This is a genomic window from Streptomyces sp. NPDC028991 (assembly GCF_055564775.1).
In genome coordinates this window covers 161,286-175,987 of sequence record NZ_JBVHVP010000010.1, presented here as the reverse complement: position 1 = coordinate 175,987, position 14,702 = coordinate 161,286, and the positions used below count along the sequence as shown (strand labels likewise).

Genomic DNA, 14,702 nt, shown 5'->3' with positions numbered 1-14,702 from the left:
TCGCTGATCACCTCGTGCAGTGCGCACGAAATGTAGGTGACGGTGTCGAGAAAGCGGAAGCCCTTGTCCGTATATCGGTCCTCAACTGCAACTTCGCGGTCACGCGCGGAGGGATTTGCCTGGTACGCCCTACGGTCGGCGTCAGTCCTGGGGGCGCTTCAGGCGGGCCACGAACTTGTAGCGGTCGCCCCGGTACACCGAGCGCACCCACTCCACCGGCTGACCCGTCCGGTCCCGGGAGTGCCGGGAGAGCATCAGCATGGGCAGGCCGACGTCGGTGCCGAGCAGGCCGGCCTCGCGCGGGGTGGCCAGGGAGGTCTCGATGGTCTCCTCGGCCTCGGCGAGGTGGACGTCGTACACCTCGGCGAGCGCGGTGTAGAGGGACGTGTACTTCACCAGGGAGCGGCGCAGCGCCGGGAAGCGCTTGGCGCTGAGGTGGGTGGTCTCGATGGCCATCGGCTCTCCGTTGGCCATGCGCAGCCGCTCGATGCGCAGCACCCGTCCGCCGGCCGTGATGTCCAGCAGCCCGGCGAGCCGGTCGTCGGCGGTGATGTAGCCGATGTCCAGCAGCTGCGAGGTGGGCTCGAGGCCCTGTGCCCGCATGTCCTCGGTGTACGAGGTGAGTTGCAGGGCCTGCGACACCTTGGGCTTGGCGACGAAGGTGCCCTTGCCCTGGATGCGCTCCAGGCGGCCCTCGACGACCAGTTCCTGAAGGGCCTGGCGCACGGTCGTGCGCGAGGTGTCGAACTCCGCGGCCAGCGTGCGCTCCGGCGGGACCGGCGTGCCCGGCGCCTGTGTCCGGGTCATGTCGAGCAGATGCTTCTTCAGACGGTAGTACTTGGGCACACGCGCGGTACGGACGGTCGCCCCACCCTCGTTCTCCGCACTGCTGACGTCGGTGCTCATGCTCTGCCTTCCCGGCTCCGGGTGCCGAAGCGACCGATATCCCTGTCGGCCACGGCTCACATCGTGGCACGGCTTCGTGCCGGGCTGGCCCCGCACGCTCCGTGATCCCTTCTGTATACCTGCGGGGCCGTTGTTGGTCTAGTCCACAGCGCCGTCAGGCGTCGCTGGTACGTGCGTTCGGAACGGTACCGGCACGTCATTCGGCGGGTGGTGGTACACCCGGTCCCGGTCCGCCCGATCTGCCGCTTGCGCAATGAAAGGTCCCTGCATATCTCGGTCGCATCACGGACGCGAAGAGCGTGCTTGAACACCCTTGACAGCCCTATTGGTCTGGGCCAAGCTCCCCGTACTGGTCTACACCATTGGTCCAGGTCCCGGCCCCATGGGCGGTCCGCGTCGACGAGCAACCGCGGGGAGGCAGGGGGGTTTTGTGGCATCCCTGAGGAGGGTGGCGTGAAGCGCAAGCTGATAGCCGCGATCGGTATCGCGGGCATGATGGTCTCGATCGCGGCGTGCGGGGGCGACAGCGGCGACGACGACGGCAAGAAGGCCGGGGCGGACGGTTACGCCGGCGAGACGCTCACCGTGTGGGTGATGGACGGGTCCTCGCCGGACGACTGGCAGGCGGAGCTCGCCAAGGAGTTCGAGGCGAAGACCAAGGCCAAGGTCAATTTCGAGATCCAGACGTGGAACGGTATCCAGCAGAAGCTGACCACCGCGCTCTCCGAGGAGAACCCCCCGGACGTCTTCGAGGTCGGCAACACCCAGACCCCGGCGTACGCCAAGACCGGCGGCCTCGCGGACCTCACCGACCTCAAGGCCGAGATCGGCAAGGACTGGACCGAGTCCATCAACGAGTCCTCCGTCTTCGAGGGCAAGCAGTACGCGGCGCCGTGGTTCGTGGTCAACCGCGTGGTCGTCTACAACAAGAAGGTCTGGGCGGACGCGGGCATCAAGGAGACGCCCAAGACCCGCGACGAGTTCTACGACGCCCTCAAGACGATCGGCGAGAAGACCGACGCCGAGCCGATCTACCTGCCGGGCCAGAACTGGTACCACTTCGTCGGCCTGGCGATCGGCGAGGGCGCGGAACTGGTCAAGAAGGACGGCGACAAGTACGTCTCCAACCTGGACGACCCGAAGATCGCCGCCGCGATGGAGACCTACAAGAAGTTCCAGGCCCTGTCCAAGGCGCCGAAGGACAAGGACGAGGCCACCCCGCAGCAGGGTGATGTCTTCGCCAAGGGCGACGTCGGCGCCTTCGTCGGCATGGGCTGGGAAGCCGCCACCGCGATCAAGGCCAACCCGAAGATCGAGAAGGACGTCGGCTACTTCACCATCCCGGGCGAGACGGCCGCGAAGCCCGAGGGCGTCTTCCTCGGCGGCTCCAACCTCGCCGTCGCCGCGGGCAGCAAGAAGCAGGAGCTCGCCAAGGAGTTCCTGAAGCTCGCGCTGTCCGACAAGTTCGAGGGCCAGCTGGCCAAGGCCAACGGCGTCACCCCGAACAAGGAGTCGTTGCTGGGCAACCTGGAGGGCATCCCCGCCGCCGAGGCAGGCGCGCCGGCCGTCTCCTCCGGTGGCACCACGCCGCTGATCCCGGAGTGGGCCGCGGTCGAGAACGCGCCCAACCCGATCAAGACCTACATGACCGCCGTGCTGAAGGGGAAGTCCCCGGCCGAGGCGGCCGAGCAGGTCGAGGAAGAGTTCAACAAGCGCCTGTCGCAGCAGCAGTAACACCTGGTGGGCCGGGGCGGGGTTGCCGGAGACGGCTCCCGCCCCGGCGACCGTACGCGAGCCGACGTACGCAGGCCCTCTCGTAGGCCGAGAAGAGAGATCGCGAGCATGACCGTGCAGACCGAACGGCCGCCCTCCGGCCCGGCGGACGTCCGCAAGGCGGGCGACGGCGGAACCGGCAGGCCGAGAACGAGAGCCGCGTCGCGCGCCGGCGCGCTCGTCCCGTACCTGTTGCTGCTGCCCGCCGGCGTGGCCACCGTGCTGCTGCTCGGCTGGCCGCTGCTGAAGGACCTCCTGCTGTCCTTCCAGAACCTCAACATGACGCAGCTGATCCAGCACGTCACCGAGTGGAACGGCGTCGACAACTACAGGGAGACCCTCACCAGCGAGCACTTCTGGCGGGTCACCCTCCGCTCGATCCTGTTCGCGGCGGTCAACGTCACCCTGATCATGGTCCTGGGCACCCTGGTCGGCCTGCTGCTCGCGCGCCTCGGCAAGCGGATGAGGTTCACCCTGCTGCTCGGACTGGTGCTGGCCTGGGCCATGCCGATCGTGGCTGCCACCACCGTCTACAAGTGGCTGTTCGCCCAGCGCTTCGGCGTCGTCAACTGGGTCCTGGACAAGCTCGGCTGGCACTCCATGGCCGACTACAGCTGGACCAGCAGCCAGATGTCGACCTTCTTCGTGGTCACCCTGCTGATCGTCTGGGGATCCATCCCGTTCGTCGCGATCAACCTCTACGCGGCGACCACCACCATCCCCAAGGAGCTCTACGAGGCCGCGTCCCTCGACGGCGCCGGCGCCTGGCGGAGCTTCACCGCGGTCACCATGCCGTTCCTGCGGCCGTTCCTCTACGCGACGACCTTCCTGGAGATCATCTGGGTCTTCAAGGCGTTCGTGCAGGTCTACACCTTCAACCAGGGCGGACCGGACCGGCTCACCGAGATCCTGCCCGTCTACGCCTACGTCGAGGGTGTCGGCAACCAGCACTACGGCATGGGCGCGGCCATCGCCGTGCTGACCATCCTGATCATGCTCGGTCTGACCGCCTACTACCTCAGGATCGTGCTCAAGCAAGGGGAGGACGAGCTGTGAAGCGCTCGCTCTTCGGCCGCCTGTGGCCCAACGCCACGGCCGTCGTCCTGTTCATCGGCTTCGTCTTCCCCGTGTACTGGATGTTCTCCACGGCCTTCAAGCCGACCGGCGACATCATCACGGAGGACCCGGTCTGGTTCCCGACCGACTTCACCTTCGAACACTTCAAGACGGCGACCAACGCCGACCACTTCTGGACGTTCGTCACCAACTCGCTGACCGTCACCGTCCTCGCCGTCCTCTTCTCGCTGATCATCGCGCTGGCCGGCTCCTTCGCCCTGGCGCGGATGCGGTTCAAGGGGCGGCGCGGCTTCGTCATCGGCTTCATGCTCGCCCAGATGGCGCCCTGGGAAGTCATGATCATCGCGATGTACATGATCGTGCGCGACGCGTCGATGCTGAACAGCCTCGTGCCGCTCACGCTCTTCTACATGATGATGATCCTGCCCTTCACCATCCTGACGCTGCGCGGCTTCGTCGCCGCCGTGCCGAAGGAACTGGAGGAGTCGGCGATGGTCGACGGCTGCACCCGCAGCCAGGCGTTCCGCCGGGTCATCCTGCCGCTGCTCGCGCCGGGTCTGATGTCGACCTCGCTGTTCGGCTTCATCACCGCCTGGAACGAGTTCGCCCTGGTCCTGGTCCTGAACAAGGACGCCGAGGCCCAGACGCTGCCGGTGTGGCTGACCAGTTTCCAGACCGTCTTCGGCGACGACTGGGGGGCGACCATGGCCGCCTCCTCCCTCTTCGCCATCCCGATCCTGATCCTCTTCGTCTACCTGCAGCGCAAGGCCGTCAGCGGCCTCACCTCCGGCGCCGTGAAGGGATAACGCCACCGATGACGACCATCGCCAGGGCCACCGACACCCTTACCCGCGACGCGCTCACCGTCCTCCAGCCCGGATTCGCGGGCACCACCGCCCCCGACTGGCTGCTGCGCCGCCTCGGCGAGGGCCTGGCCTCCGTCGGCCTGTTCGGGCGCAACATCGCCTCGGCCGAGCAGGTGACCGCGCTGACCGCACAGCTGCGCGCCGAACGCGAGGACGTCCTCGTCGCCATCGACGAGGAGAGCGGCGACGTCACCCGCCTGGAGGTGCGCACCGGCTCCTCCTTCCCCGGCAACCTCGCCCTCGGCGCGGTGGACGACGCCGGGCTCACCCGGGAGGTGGCCGCGGAACTGGGCCGCCGCCTCGCGGCCTGCGGCATCGACTTCAACTGGGCCCCGTCCGCCGACGTCAACTCCAACCCCGACAACCCGGTCATCGGCGTGCGCTCCTTCGGCGCCGGTACCGACCTGGTCGCCCGGCACACCGCCGCCTACGTCACCGGCATGCAGTCGGCGGGCGTCGCCGCCTGCACCAAGCACTTCCCGGGCCACGGGGACACCGGCGTCGACTCCCACCACGCCATGCCGCGCATCGACGTGGGCGCCGACGTGCTGGCCGAGCGCGACCTCATCCCGTTCCGTGCGGCCATCGCCGCCGGCAGCCGCGCGGTGATGAGCGCCCACATCCTGGTCCCGGCCCTGGACCCGGACCGTCCGGCAACGTTGTCCCGCCGCATCCTGACCGACCTCCTCCGCGGCGAGCTGGGCTACGACGGGCTGATCGTCACCGACGGCATGGAGATGCGGGCCATCGCGGGCACGTACGGCATCGAACGGGGCAGCGTCCTGGCCATCGCGGCCGGTGCCGACGCGATCTGCGTGGGCGGCGGGCTGTCCGACGAGGACACCGTGCGGCGGCTGTGCGACGCGCTGGTCGAGGCCGTCCGCGCGGGCGAGCTGCCCGAGGACCGCCTGGCCGACGCGGCGGAACGCGTCCGCGCCCTGGCCCGCTGGACCGCGGCGCACCGGGCCGGCAACCGGGCGGGTGAGTCCGCGGACGGTGACGTGGGTCTGCGCGCGGCCCGCCGCGCCCTGCGCGTCACCGCGGCGGACGACTTCGCCCCCCTCACCGAACCGCCGTACGTCGCCGCCCTCACCCCCGTCGCGAACATCGCGGTCGGCGACGAGACCCCGTGGGGCATCGCCGCCGAGCTCTTCCGGCTGCTGCCCGGCACGGAGACCGGCAGCTTCACCGGCCCGGACGCCGGGGACGACGTACTGGCCGCGGCCGGTTCGCGCCGCATCGTGGCCGTCGTCCGTGACGAGCACCGCCACCCCTGGATGGCGGCGGCCCTCGACACCCTGCTGGCGGCCCGCCCCGACACGATCGTGGTCGAGATGGGCGTCCCCCGCGCCGAGCCCCGAGGCGCCCTCCACCTGGCCACCCATGGCGCGGCCCGGGTCTGCGGCGTGGCGGCGGCGGAAGCGATCGCGGGAATGTAACGACGGGAACGACTCCCTCCGTCGGGCTCCAGGCGGGTTCGGACGGGCTCGTGCCTGACTCAGGCGGGGCGTCCGTCGGGCTCGCGCCGGGCGTCCGGCGGTACGACAGGGCGCCGGTCCTCTTGGCGGGGGCCGGCGCCTTGTCGTACGCGGTGGCGCATGAGTGGGTACGCCGGGCGGCACGCCGGCGACGGCCGTCAGGCCGTGCGACCGGCCGTGCGGCACTGTGCTCCGCCCACCGGGTACGGAGAAGGCGCCGAGCCCCCGTGAGGGGATCGGCGCCTTTCGTGTGCGGCTGTCCGTGTCCGGCGGGTCGGGGCCGGACGGGATCAGATTCCCTGCCAGTCGGGCTTGTGGGCGTACGTGTGCCGGAAGTAGTCGGCGAGCTTCAGCTTGGCGGCGGCGGCCTCGTCGACGACGACCGTGGCGTGCGGGTGCAGTTGGAGCGCGGAAGCCGGGCACACGGCCGCGACCGGGCCCTCGACGCTGGCCGCGACGGCGTCCGCCTTGCCCTCGCCGGTGGCGAGCAGCACCACGTGCCGGGCTTCCAGGATGGTGCCGATGCCCTGCGTGATCACATGGTGCGGCACCTGCTCGATGTCGCCGTCGAAGAAGCGCGCGTTGTCGACGCGGGTCTGCTCGGTGAGCGTCTTGATCCGGGTGCGTGAGGCAAGCGAGGAGCACGGCTCGTTGAAGCCGATGTGCCCGTCGGTGCCGATCCCCAGCAACTGGAGGTCGACCCCGCCGGCTCCGCCCAGCGCCTTGTCGTACGCCTCGCACGCCCCCTGCACGTCCGCGGCGGTGCCGTCGGGACCCATGAACGCGTCCATGCCGATCCCCAGTGGTTCGAGCACCTCGCGCCGCAGCACCGAGCGGTACGACTCCGGGTGCTCGGCGGGGAGCCCCACGTACTCGTCGAGCTGGGCGATCCGCGCCCGCGCGGTGTCCACGGCGCCCGAGCGAACCTTGGCCGCCAGTGCCTCGTACACGGGCAGCGGCGTCGAGCCGGTGGCCACCCCGAGCAGGGCGTCGGGCTTGCGCCGGAGCAGCTGCGCCATGGTTTCGGCTATCAGCTCGCCGCCTGCCTTGGCGTCCGGAACGATGACAACTTCCACGCTTGCCTGCCGTTTCGAAGAGAGGACTCACCCGGGGTCCGGGACTGGCTGTGTGGGGCCCTATGTGGTTTAGACCAATCTAACAGAGCAGGGCCCGGCGGGCGCGTCGAAACGGTGAGGCGGGAGGCGGCGTCAGGTCAGTGAGCCTCCCGTCGCGTCCACCCAGCTTCCCGTGACCCACCGGCCGTCGTGCGAGGCGAGGAAGGCCACCACGTCGGCCACTTCAGCCGGCGTCCCCACGCCGCCCAGCGCGGAGAGGGCCGCCGCCCGGTCCCAGCCGTCCGCGCTCCCGTGCAGCAGCTCGGCCGTGTTGTCCGTGTCGATGATGCCGGGCGCCACCGAGTTCACCGTGATGCCACGGGTACCCAGCACCTTGGAGAGGTCTCGCGAGAACACGTCCAGCGCGCCCTTCGTCATCGAGTACGCCATGTTGTCCGGCATCACCGCGGTGCGGGACAACCCCGACGAGATGTTGATGACCCGACCGCCGTCGCGCAGTCGCCCCATCCCGTGTCTGAGGATGAAGAACGGTGCCTTCACGTTGACGGTGAAGACCGTGTCGAACTCTTCCTCCCCTATCTCCCCGATGGGGCGTGTGCCGCCGATTCCGGCGTTGTTCACCAGGACGTCCACGCCGTCGGCGTGCCGGTCGAACTCCTCCCACAGGGCCTCGGCGGCCCCCGGAGCGCTCAGGTCGGCCCCGATCGCGAAGGCCGTGCCGCCCGCCGTCTCGATCGCGGCGACCGTCTCCTTCGCCGCCGTCTCGTTCCTGCCGTAGTGCACCGCGACCCGGGCGCCGTCGCGCCCCAGCCGCTCCGCGATCCCTCGCCCGATGCCCCTGCTCGCCCCCGTGACGAGAGCCGTCCTGCCTGCGAGTACCCCCTGCACGCCCATGTCGGCGCCCTCCTTCGCATTTCCCTAGCGGTCGCTACAAAAATGACCGTACAGCAGGCCGGTGACTTTTCTCTAGTGCCCGCTATAAAATGCGCTCCATGGTGAGCAGCGAGAAGAGCGGGCAGGAGGCGGCGCCCGCTCGGGGCGGGACCGCCAGAAACCGGGGCCGCCCCCGCTCCTTCGACCGGGCGACGGCGTTGGAAAAGGCGCTGATGGCCTTCTGGGAGCACGGTTACGAGGCCACCTCGGTCTCCGACCTCACACGGGTCATGGACATCGGTGCCCCGAGCCTGTACGCCGCCTTCGGTGACAAGCGCTCCCTCTTCGAGGAGGTCGTCCAGGAGTACGGCGTCCGGTACGGCTCGTTCGGCAGCCGTGCCCTCGCCGAGGAGCCGACCGCCCGCGCGGGCGTGGAGAGGATGCTGCGCGAGGCCGCCGTCGAGTACACCGCCCCCGGCCGGCCGCACGGCTGCCTCGTCATCCACGCGGCCGTCAACTGTTCGACCGCGGAGGTCGAGGAGTCCCTGCGGGAGCGGCGCAACGCCAACATCGCGGCGATCGAGGACCGGATCGCGGCCGACGTGGCCGCGGGCACGCTGCCGCCGGACACCGACGCGGCCACCCTCGCCCGGTACACCGGCGCCATGATCCAGGGCATGTCACAACAGGCGCGCGACGGCGCGGGCCGGGCGGAGCTGGCGGCGGTCGCGGAAATTGCCCTGGCCGTCTGGCCCCGTGTGTGAGCCAACAGGGTTAGGCTTTGGCCGGGCGCTCGGACGTCCCGGCCGGTCGGCGGAGTGCGACGACAACAAACACCGTCCATCGCATGGACACCACGAGTGGTCTAGTCCACAATGGCGACCAAGACACTTGTACCGAGATCCTTCCCGTGACACTCGGGCAAGGTGATCGCCAGGCTTCCGTCCTCCCCGCACAGGAGGGCGGACCGAGGAACCGGAGCTCTCTGCCCTGACTGCCCCGGCTCCTCATCCTTCGGCCGACCGGGACCGCACACCCCACGGCCGTTGTTGCTCCGGGCTGCGGTGCCGGGAGGGCTGAGGGTCCCTCTCAGGCGCCGCGGCCCGCGGGTGTTTCCGGGACCGTGCCGCCCGCGGGTGTTCCCAGGACCGGACCCGGGACCTGCGACGGTGGAGTTCGGCTGGTTTCGATCGCTGTCCGAACCGCCAGGTACGCTCAGCCACGTGCCCTCCATGAACGAACTCGTACGCCAGCACACCGCGCTCGACGACTCCGACCTCGAGTGGCTCCACCTGCTGGTCTCGGAGTGGCAGCTCCTCTCCGACCTCTCCTTCGCCGACCTGGTCCTGTGGGTCCCCACCCGCGACGGCACCCGCTACGTCTCCGTGGCCCAGATGCGGCCCAACACCGGACCGACCTCCTACCAGGACGACATGGTCGGCCACCTGGTCCCGCGCGGCCGGCGCCCCATGCTGGACGCCGCCCTGGACGAGGGCCGGATCGTGCGCGAGGGCGACCCGGAGTGGCGCGAGGAGGTCCCGGTCCGCGTCGAGTCCATCCCCGTACGACGTCAGGGACGCGTCCTGGGCGTCATCGCCCGCAACACCAACCTGCTCACCGTGCGTACCCCGAGCCGGCTGGAACTCACGTATCTGCAGAGCGCCTCGGATCTCGCGCAGATGATCGCGGCCGGCGCCTTCCCGTTCGAGAACCAGCAGGTCGACATGGACGCCTCGCCCCGCGTCGGCGACGGCCTGATCCGCCTCGACGCGGACGGCATCGTCCAGTACGCGTCCCCGAACGCGCTGTCGGCCTACCACCACATGGGCCTCGCCGCCGACCTGGTCGGCCATCACCTCGGACGGACCACCGCCGAACTCGCCCCGTCCCGCGGCCCGGTGGACGAGGCACTCGCCAAGGTGGCCAGCGGCTGGGCGCCGCGCGAGTTCGAGATCGAGGCGCACGACGGGGTGATCCAGTTCCGCGCCATCCCGCTCAAGCCGAAGGGCACCCGCATCGGTTCGCTGGTGCTCCTGCGCGACGTCACGGAACTGCGCCGCCGTGAGCGCGAGTTGATCACCAAGGACGCCACCATCCGGGAGATCCACCACCGGGTGAAGAACAACCTCCAGACGGTGGCCGCCCTGCTGCGCCTTCAGGCTCGGCGCATCGAGTCAGACCGGGGACGCGAGGCGCTCGAGGAGGCGGTACGCCGGGTCGGTTCGATCGCCATCGTGCACGAGACGCTCTCCCAGAACCTGGACGAGCGGGTGGAGTTCGACGAGATCGCCGACCGGGTGCTGGCGATGGTGGCGGAGATCTCGCCGGGCAAGGTCACCGGCCGGCGCAGCGGTCGCTTCGGCATTCTGGACGCCGAGGTCGCGACCCCCCTGTCGATGGTACTGACCGAGGTGCTGCAGAACGCCCTGGAGCACGGCTTCCGCGACGGCGACACCGGCACGGTCGAGGTCTCCGCGGTCCGGGGCGGTACGACGAAGGAGGCCCGCCTCCTGGTCACCGTCCAGGACGACGGCGTCGGCCTGCCCGAGGACTTCGACCCGCGCCGCTCCGGCAACCTCGGCCTGCAGATCGTCCGTACCCTGGTGGAGGGCGAGTTGGGCGGCGTCTTCGACATGGTCCCGGCTCCGGGGCGCGGCACCCGGGTGATCCTGGACATCCCGGTGCCCACGGACAAGTAGGAAGCGGGGCCGGGCGGCAAGACCCAAGCAAAAAGCCCCGGACCGGTGAGGGTCCGAGGCCAGTGCTCGTGCGATCCATCGTCCGATGCGCATCGGGGGTACTGCGCGCTGCGGCTCGGGAGCGGGGGTTGTGTACGCGCTGTACACGCCGCCAAGCTCAGGCTGTCAGCAGGGGTGGATGGTCAGGCGGAGGCCTGACGAGCCCGGTTGCGGGCGGCACGGCGCTTCATTGCGCGGCGCTCGTCCTCGCTGAGACCACCCCAGACGCCGGAGTCCTGGCCGGACTCGAGCGCCCACTGCAGGCACTGCTCCATGACAGGGCAGCGACGGCAGACGGCCTTGGCTTCCTCGATCTGCAGCAGCGCGGGACCGGTGTTGCCGATGGGGAAGAAGAGCTCGGGGTCTTCCTCGCGGCAAACGGCGCGGTGACGCCAGTCCATGGCTGCTACCTCTCCTTGGTATTACATGCAGGGATGCTTGTGAATGTGAACGCTTTCACGAAACCCTCAACAAGGGAAGGGCCTACCGTCAGGTTGCCCTGGCGTGGTCCTGTGATTTGAAGAGGGGTTCTGGTGATCTGTGGAGGCCGGTGTTGCGGGCCGTTCCGATCGCCAAGAAGAGACTCGCAAACCTCGGCGGCGGATACAACCCCTTCCGGAAAGTTTTTTTTGATTCTTCGGTGTCGACTAGGTCACAGCCGTACTTCCATGGGGTGGACCCTGGTCTAAACGTTCGAGTGAAAGGACTTTCGCCCCTTCTGCTCACACAATCACACGCAGTGCACGGCGAACGCCTGTGAACGTCACGCTGGTCCGCAGCCCCAGGTGGTCACCGTCCATCTGAAGGGGGAGCGGCACCTTCGAATGCAAGGTGAACTCGGTCATGTCGTGCAGGGAGACCGCGTGCCGTCCCCTGGGTCCGCGCTCGGGGGACGAAGTGAGCAACTGGGTGCCATACCGGGCAACCGCGGCCGTCGACAGGCGGCTGAGGCCGAAGATGTCGAGCCCGGTATCGAACGAGGCCTTAGGTGACGCGTAGATCGGGCGATTGCCGAGAAACGTCCAGGGGCACGTGTTCGAGACTATGGACAGCACCAGATCGGTGATCGGGTCCTCGCCCGCCCGCTCCAGGGTGATCGTCCCGTTGCGGCGGTGCGGCTCGCCGATGAGCGCGCGCATCACCTGGCGGACATAGAGAGCGTGCGTCGACTTCTTGCCGCGCTCACGGTGCTGCTCGACCCGGCCGACCACGCCGGCGTCGAAACCCAGCCCGGCGTTGAAGGTGAACCATCGGGCCGGGACCGCCTCGTCCTCGGTGCCCGGCGTACCCGAGGCCAGGCCCAGTCCGACGGTCCGCTCGCTGCCCTCGCGCAGGGCGTCCAGCAGGGCGCCGGTGGCCTCCACCGCGTGGTTGGGCAGGCCGAGGGCGCGGGCGAAGACGTTGGTGGAACCGCCGGGGACCACCGCGAGGCCGGGCAGGTGCTCCGGGTCGGGGCCGGCGTGCAGCAGGCCGTTGACGACCTCGTTCACCGTGCCGTCGCCGCCGAGGGCGACCACCAGCTCGATGTCGTCGCTCTGTGCCGCCTGCCGGCCGAGGTCGCGTGCGTGGCCGCGGTACTCGGTGGTGACCGCCTCCAGCTTCATCTCGCTCGCGAGCGCATGGATCAGCACGTCGCGCGTGCGCGCACTCGTGGTGGTTGCCGCCGGATTGACCACGAGAAGTGCACGCATGGTTTGCAGGGTACCTACTGAGTGGTACCCGGCCCAGACCGAGGTGGAGATCGCGGAGGGCGCACGGCGCGCGATCCGCCGGACGCGCCCACGGCCGCGGTGTGCCGAGGGCTACCCTTCAGGGGTGAGCAGTGAGCAGACCCCCACCCCCGAAGCCGCCGAAGAGGCGGGTCCCCGTCCCGGCCGGCTGACCGCCGCGGCCGCGCTGGCCGCACTCGAGGGGCTGGCGCTCGTCGTCGGCGGCGGGTGGATGCTCGTCGGAGGTCTCACCGGGCACCCCGACGACCGGACCTCGGCCATCACCGGCGGCGTCACCCTGATCGCCCTCGCCCTGCTGCCGCTGCTCGCCGCCCGCGGACTGCTGGGCCAGCGGGGCTGGAGCCGGGGGCCCGCCGTCATCACGCAGATCATGGCGCTGCCCGTGGCCTACAACCTCCTGCAGGCGGACAGCGTGGCCATCCCGGGAGGCATCGTGCTGGGCGTCGTCGCCGTCACGGCGCTGGTGCTGCTCGTGAACCCCACGACCACTCAGGCGCTCGGCATCCGGGGGCCCGGCAGCGCCGGGAAGTAAGCGCCGCCCGGTGCTCCGGCCGCGGTGCGAACGACGCTGACCGGTGCCCGGCGGCTACTCCTCGACCAGCAGCTTCTCCCGGAGCTGTGCCAGCGTGCGGGCCAGCAGCCGCGACACGTGCATCTGCGAGATCCCGACCTCCTGCGCGATCTGCGACTGGGTCATGTTGCCGAAGAAGCGCAGCAGCAGGATCCGCTTCTCCCGCGGCGGCAGGTCTTCCAGCAGCGGCTTGAGCGACTCCCGGTACTCGACGCCCTCCAGGGCCTCGTCCTCGGCGCCCAGGGTGTCCGCGACCGCCGGGGACTCGTCGTCGGTGTCCGGGACGTCCAGGGACAGCGTGGAGTACGCGTTGGCCGACTCCAGGCCCTCCAGGACCTCCTCCTCCGAGATCGCCAGCTTCTCGGCGAGCTCGTGGACCGTGGGGGAGCGCCCGTGCAGCTGTGAGAGTTCCGCCGTGGCCGTCGTCAGGGCCAGCCGGAGCTCCTGCAGGCGCCGCGGGACGCGCACCGCCCAGCCCTTGTCCCGGAAGTGCCGCTTGATCTCGCCGACGACCGTCGGGGTCGCGTACGTGGAGAACTCCACCCCGCGGTCCGGGTCGAAGCGGTCGACCGACTTGATCAGCCCGATGGTGGCGACCTGGGTGAGGTCGTCCAGGGGCTCGCCGCGGTTGCGGAAGCGGCGCGCGAGATGCTCGACGAGCGGCAGGTGCATGCGGACCAGCCGATTGCGCAGCTCCGCGTACGCGGGGCTGTCCTTCTCCAGCGTGCGCAGCTCGGCGAACAGGAGACGCGCCCCGCTGCGGTCCTGCGGGTCGTGCCGCGTGCCCTGCGTGCCCCGGGTGCCCGGCGCGTCGTCCTCGGAGTGTCGCTCGTGCTCGCTCATCGTCCCGCCCGTTGCCCTTTCCCGAGCCCTCGCCTCCGCTCGGACGGGCCGGACGGGGGTGTCCCCGGTCCGCTGTCCGTCGCCGGGGGCGACGGCCTCGGGGGAGGCCTCGTCCTCCGGATGCGGCCGGGCCTGTTCGGGGATGCCGTCGATGCCGTCCGCCGTGCGCCGGGCCTCGTTCTCAGAACGTGTGCCCTCGGCCGGCAGCTCCCGTGTGCCGCGCTCTTCGTCCCGCACCGGCCCGTCCCCGTTCCTCACGCCGGCCCGGGTCCCGCGCCGCGCTGTTTGTAGAGACTGATCGAAACGGTTTTGTCCTCGTCCACGGCGGAGGAGACCTTGCCCGCGAGGGCGGACAGCACGGTCCAGGCGAAGGTGTCCCGCGAGGGGGCGTGGCCGTCCGTGGTCGGCGCCGAGACGGTGACCTCGAGCGAGTCGTCGACGAGGCGGAAGACACAACTGAGCACCGAGCCGGGCACGGCCTGCTGAAGCAGGATCGCGCAGGCCTCGTCGACTGCGATGCGCAGGTCCTCGATCTCGTCGAGGGTGAAGTCCAAACGGGCTGCGAGGCCGGCCGTCGCCGTACGCAGTACCGACAGGTAGGCACCCGCGGCCGGCAGCCGGACTTCGACGAAGTCCTGGGTCGCGGGCTCGCCTGCGATCTGGGACACCCTCACCTCCAAGGTGGTACAAGCGTTACAGGGCCGAGGGTCGCCCCTCGGGTAACGCGATACGTGGTTCAGCGGTGACGTTATCGCGCTCCGAACTTTCCTG

General features: G+C 69.9%; 14 protein-coding genes. 7 read left to right on the top strand and 7 right to left on the bottom strand.

The annotated features are described in order from the left end of the window. Positions 1 to 141 precede the first annotated feature (141 nt). Complete coding sequence (locus ACZ4V1_RS21360; protein WP_468338383.1) at positions 142 to 906, bottom strand: GntR family transcriptional regulator; 765 nt, start codon at positions 904 to 906, stop codon at positions 142 to 144. A 453-nt stretch (positions 907 to 1,359) separates the two neighbouring features. Between ACZ4V1_RS21360 and ACZ4V1_RS21355 the strand changes: the two genes are divergently transcribed. The 4 genes from ACZ4V1_RS21355 to ACZ4V1_RS21340 all read left to right on the top strand — a co-directional run bounded on the left by ACZ4V1_RS21355 (position 1,360) and on the right by ACZ4V1_RS21340 (position 6,061). Then, positions 1,360 to 2,640 carry an extracellular solute-binding protein gene (locus tag ACZ4V1_RS21355; RefSeq protein WP_468338380.1) on the top strand — a complete coding sequence of 427 codons (1,281 nt, stop codon included), beginning with the start codon at positions 1,360 to 1,362 and terminating at the stop codon, positions 2,638 to 2,640. Between the two features lie 108 nt (positions 2,641 to 2,748). Beyond that, complete coding sequence (locus ACZ4V1_RS21350) at positions 2,749 to 3,735, top strand: carbohydrate ABC transporter permease (RefSeq protein ID WP_468338377.1); 987 nt, start codon at positions 2,749 to 2,751, stop codon at positions 3,733 to 3,735. After that, a complete protein-coding gene (locus ACZ4V1_RS21345; protein ID WP_468338374.1) occupies positions 3,732 to 4,562 on the top strand; it encodes a carbohydrate ABC transporter permease in 831 nt (276 codons plus the stop codon). The genes ACZ4V1_RS21350 and ACZ4V1_RS21345 overlap by 4 nt, the downstream gene beginning before the upstream one ends. An 8-nt stretch (positions 4,563 to 4,570) precedes the next feature. Then, positions 4,571 to 6,061: a glycoside hydrolase family 3 protein gene (locus ACZ4V1_RS21340; RefSeq protein WP_468338371.1), complete on the top strand. Its 1,491-nt coding sequence runs from the start codon at positions 4,571 to 4,573 to the stop codon at positions 6,059 to 6,061. A gap of 329 nt (positions 6,062 to 6,390) precedes the next feature. On the opposite strand, the gene nagB is transcribed toward ACZ4V1_RS21340, so the two are convergent. Both nagB and ACZ4V1_RS21330 read right to left on the bottom strand, forming a co-directional pair. Next, positions 6,391 to 7,176, bottom strand: coding sequence for a glucosamine-6-phosphate deaminase (gene nagB, locus ACZ4V1_RS21335; protein ID WP_468338368.1), 786 nt, complete (start codon positions 7,174 to 7,176; stop codon positions 6,391 to 6,393). Between the two features lie 132 nt (positions 7,177 to 7,308). Next, on the bottom strand, positions 7,309 to 8,070 hold the full coding sequence (locus ACZ4V1_RS21330) for an SDR family oxidoreductase (RefSeq protein ID WP_468338365.1): 762 nt from the start codon (positions 8,068 to 8,070) through the stop codon (positions 7,309 to 7,311). Positions 8,071 to 8,168: 98 nt separating this feature from the next. Here ACZ4V1_RS21330 and ACZ4V1_RS21325 point away from each other — a divergent pair, with 98 nt between their 5' ends. Beyond that, positions 8,169 to 8,813 carry a TetR/AcrR family transcriptional regulator gene (locus tag ACZ4V1_RS21325; RefSeq protein ID WP_468338362.1) on the top strand — a complete coding sequence of 215 codons (645 nt, stop codon included), beginning with the start codon at positions 8,169 to 8,171 and terminating at the stop codon, positions 8,811 to 8,813. A 459-nt stretch (positions 8,814 to 9,272) separates the two neighbouring features. Further along, entirely contained in the window at positions 9,273 to 10,748 is a 1,476-nt protein-coding gene (locus ACZ4V1_RS21320) for a sensor histidine kinase (RefSeq protein WP_468338359.1), read from the top strand. Between the two features lie 182 nt (positions 10,749 to 10,930). On the opposite strand, the gene ACZ4V1_RS21315 is transcribed toward ACZ4V1_RS21320, so the two are convergent. Continuing rightward, the gene (locus tag ACZ4V1_RS21315; RefSeq protein WP_003973730.1) at positions 10,931 to 11,188 is read right to left on the bottom strand and encodes a WhiB family transcriptional regulator; all 258 of its coding nucleotides are present in this window, start codon (positions 11,186 to 11,188) and stop codon (positions 10,931 to 10,933) included. Between the two features lie 321 nt (positions 11,189 to 11,509). Then, on the bottom strand, positions 11,510 to 12,478 hold the full coding sequence (locus ACZ4V1_RS21310; protein WP_468338356.1) for a diacylglycerol/lipid kinase family protein: 969 nt from the start codon (positions 12,476 to 12,478) through the stop codon (positions 11,510 to 11,512). Between the two features lie 124 nt (positions 12,479 to 12,602). On the opposite strand from ACZ4V1_RS21310, the gene ACZ4V1_RS21305 reads away from it, so the two are divergent. Next, the gene (locus ACZ4V1_RS21305; RefSeq protein WP_468338353.1) at positions 12,603 to 13,049 is read left to right on the top strand and encodes a hypothetical protein; all 447 of its coding nucleotides are present in this window, start codon (positions 12,603 to 12,605) and stop codon (positions 13,047 to 13,049) included. A gap of 54 nt (positions 13,050 to 13,103) precedes the next feature. Here ACZ4V1_RS21305 and ACZ4V1_RS21300 read toward each other — a convergent pair whose 3' ends face one another. Beyond that, complete coding sequence (locus ACZ4V1_RS21300) at positions 13,104 to 14,168, bottom strand: RNA polymerase sigma factor SigF (protein WP_468338350.1); 1,065 nt, start codon at positions 14,166 to 14,168, stop codon at positions 13,104 to 13,106. A 17-nt stretch (positions 14,169 to 14,185) separates the two neighbouring features. Then, positions 14,186 to 14,599, bottom strand: a complete 414-nt coding sequence (locus tag ACZ4V1_RS21295; protein WP_004925829.1) for an ATP-binding protein — start codon at positions 14,597 to 14,599, stop codon at positions 14,186 to 14,188. Positions 14,600 to 14,702 lie beyond the last annotated feature (103 nt).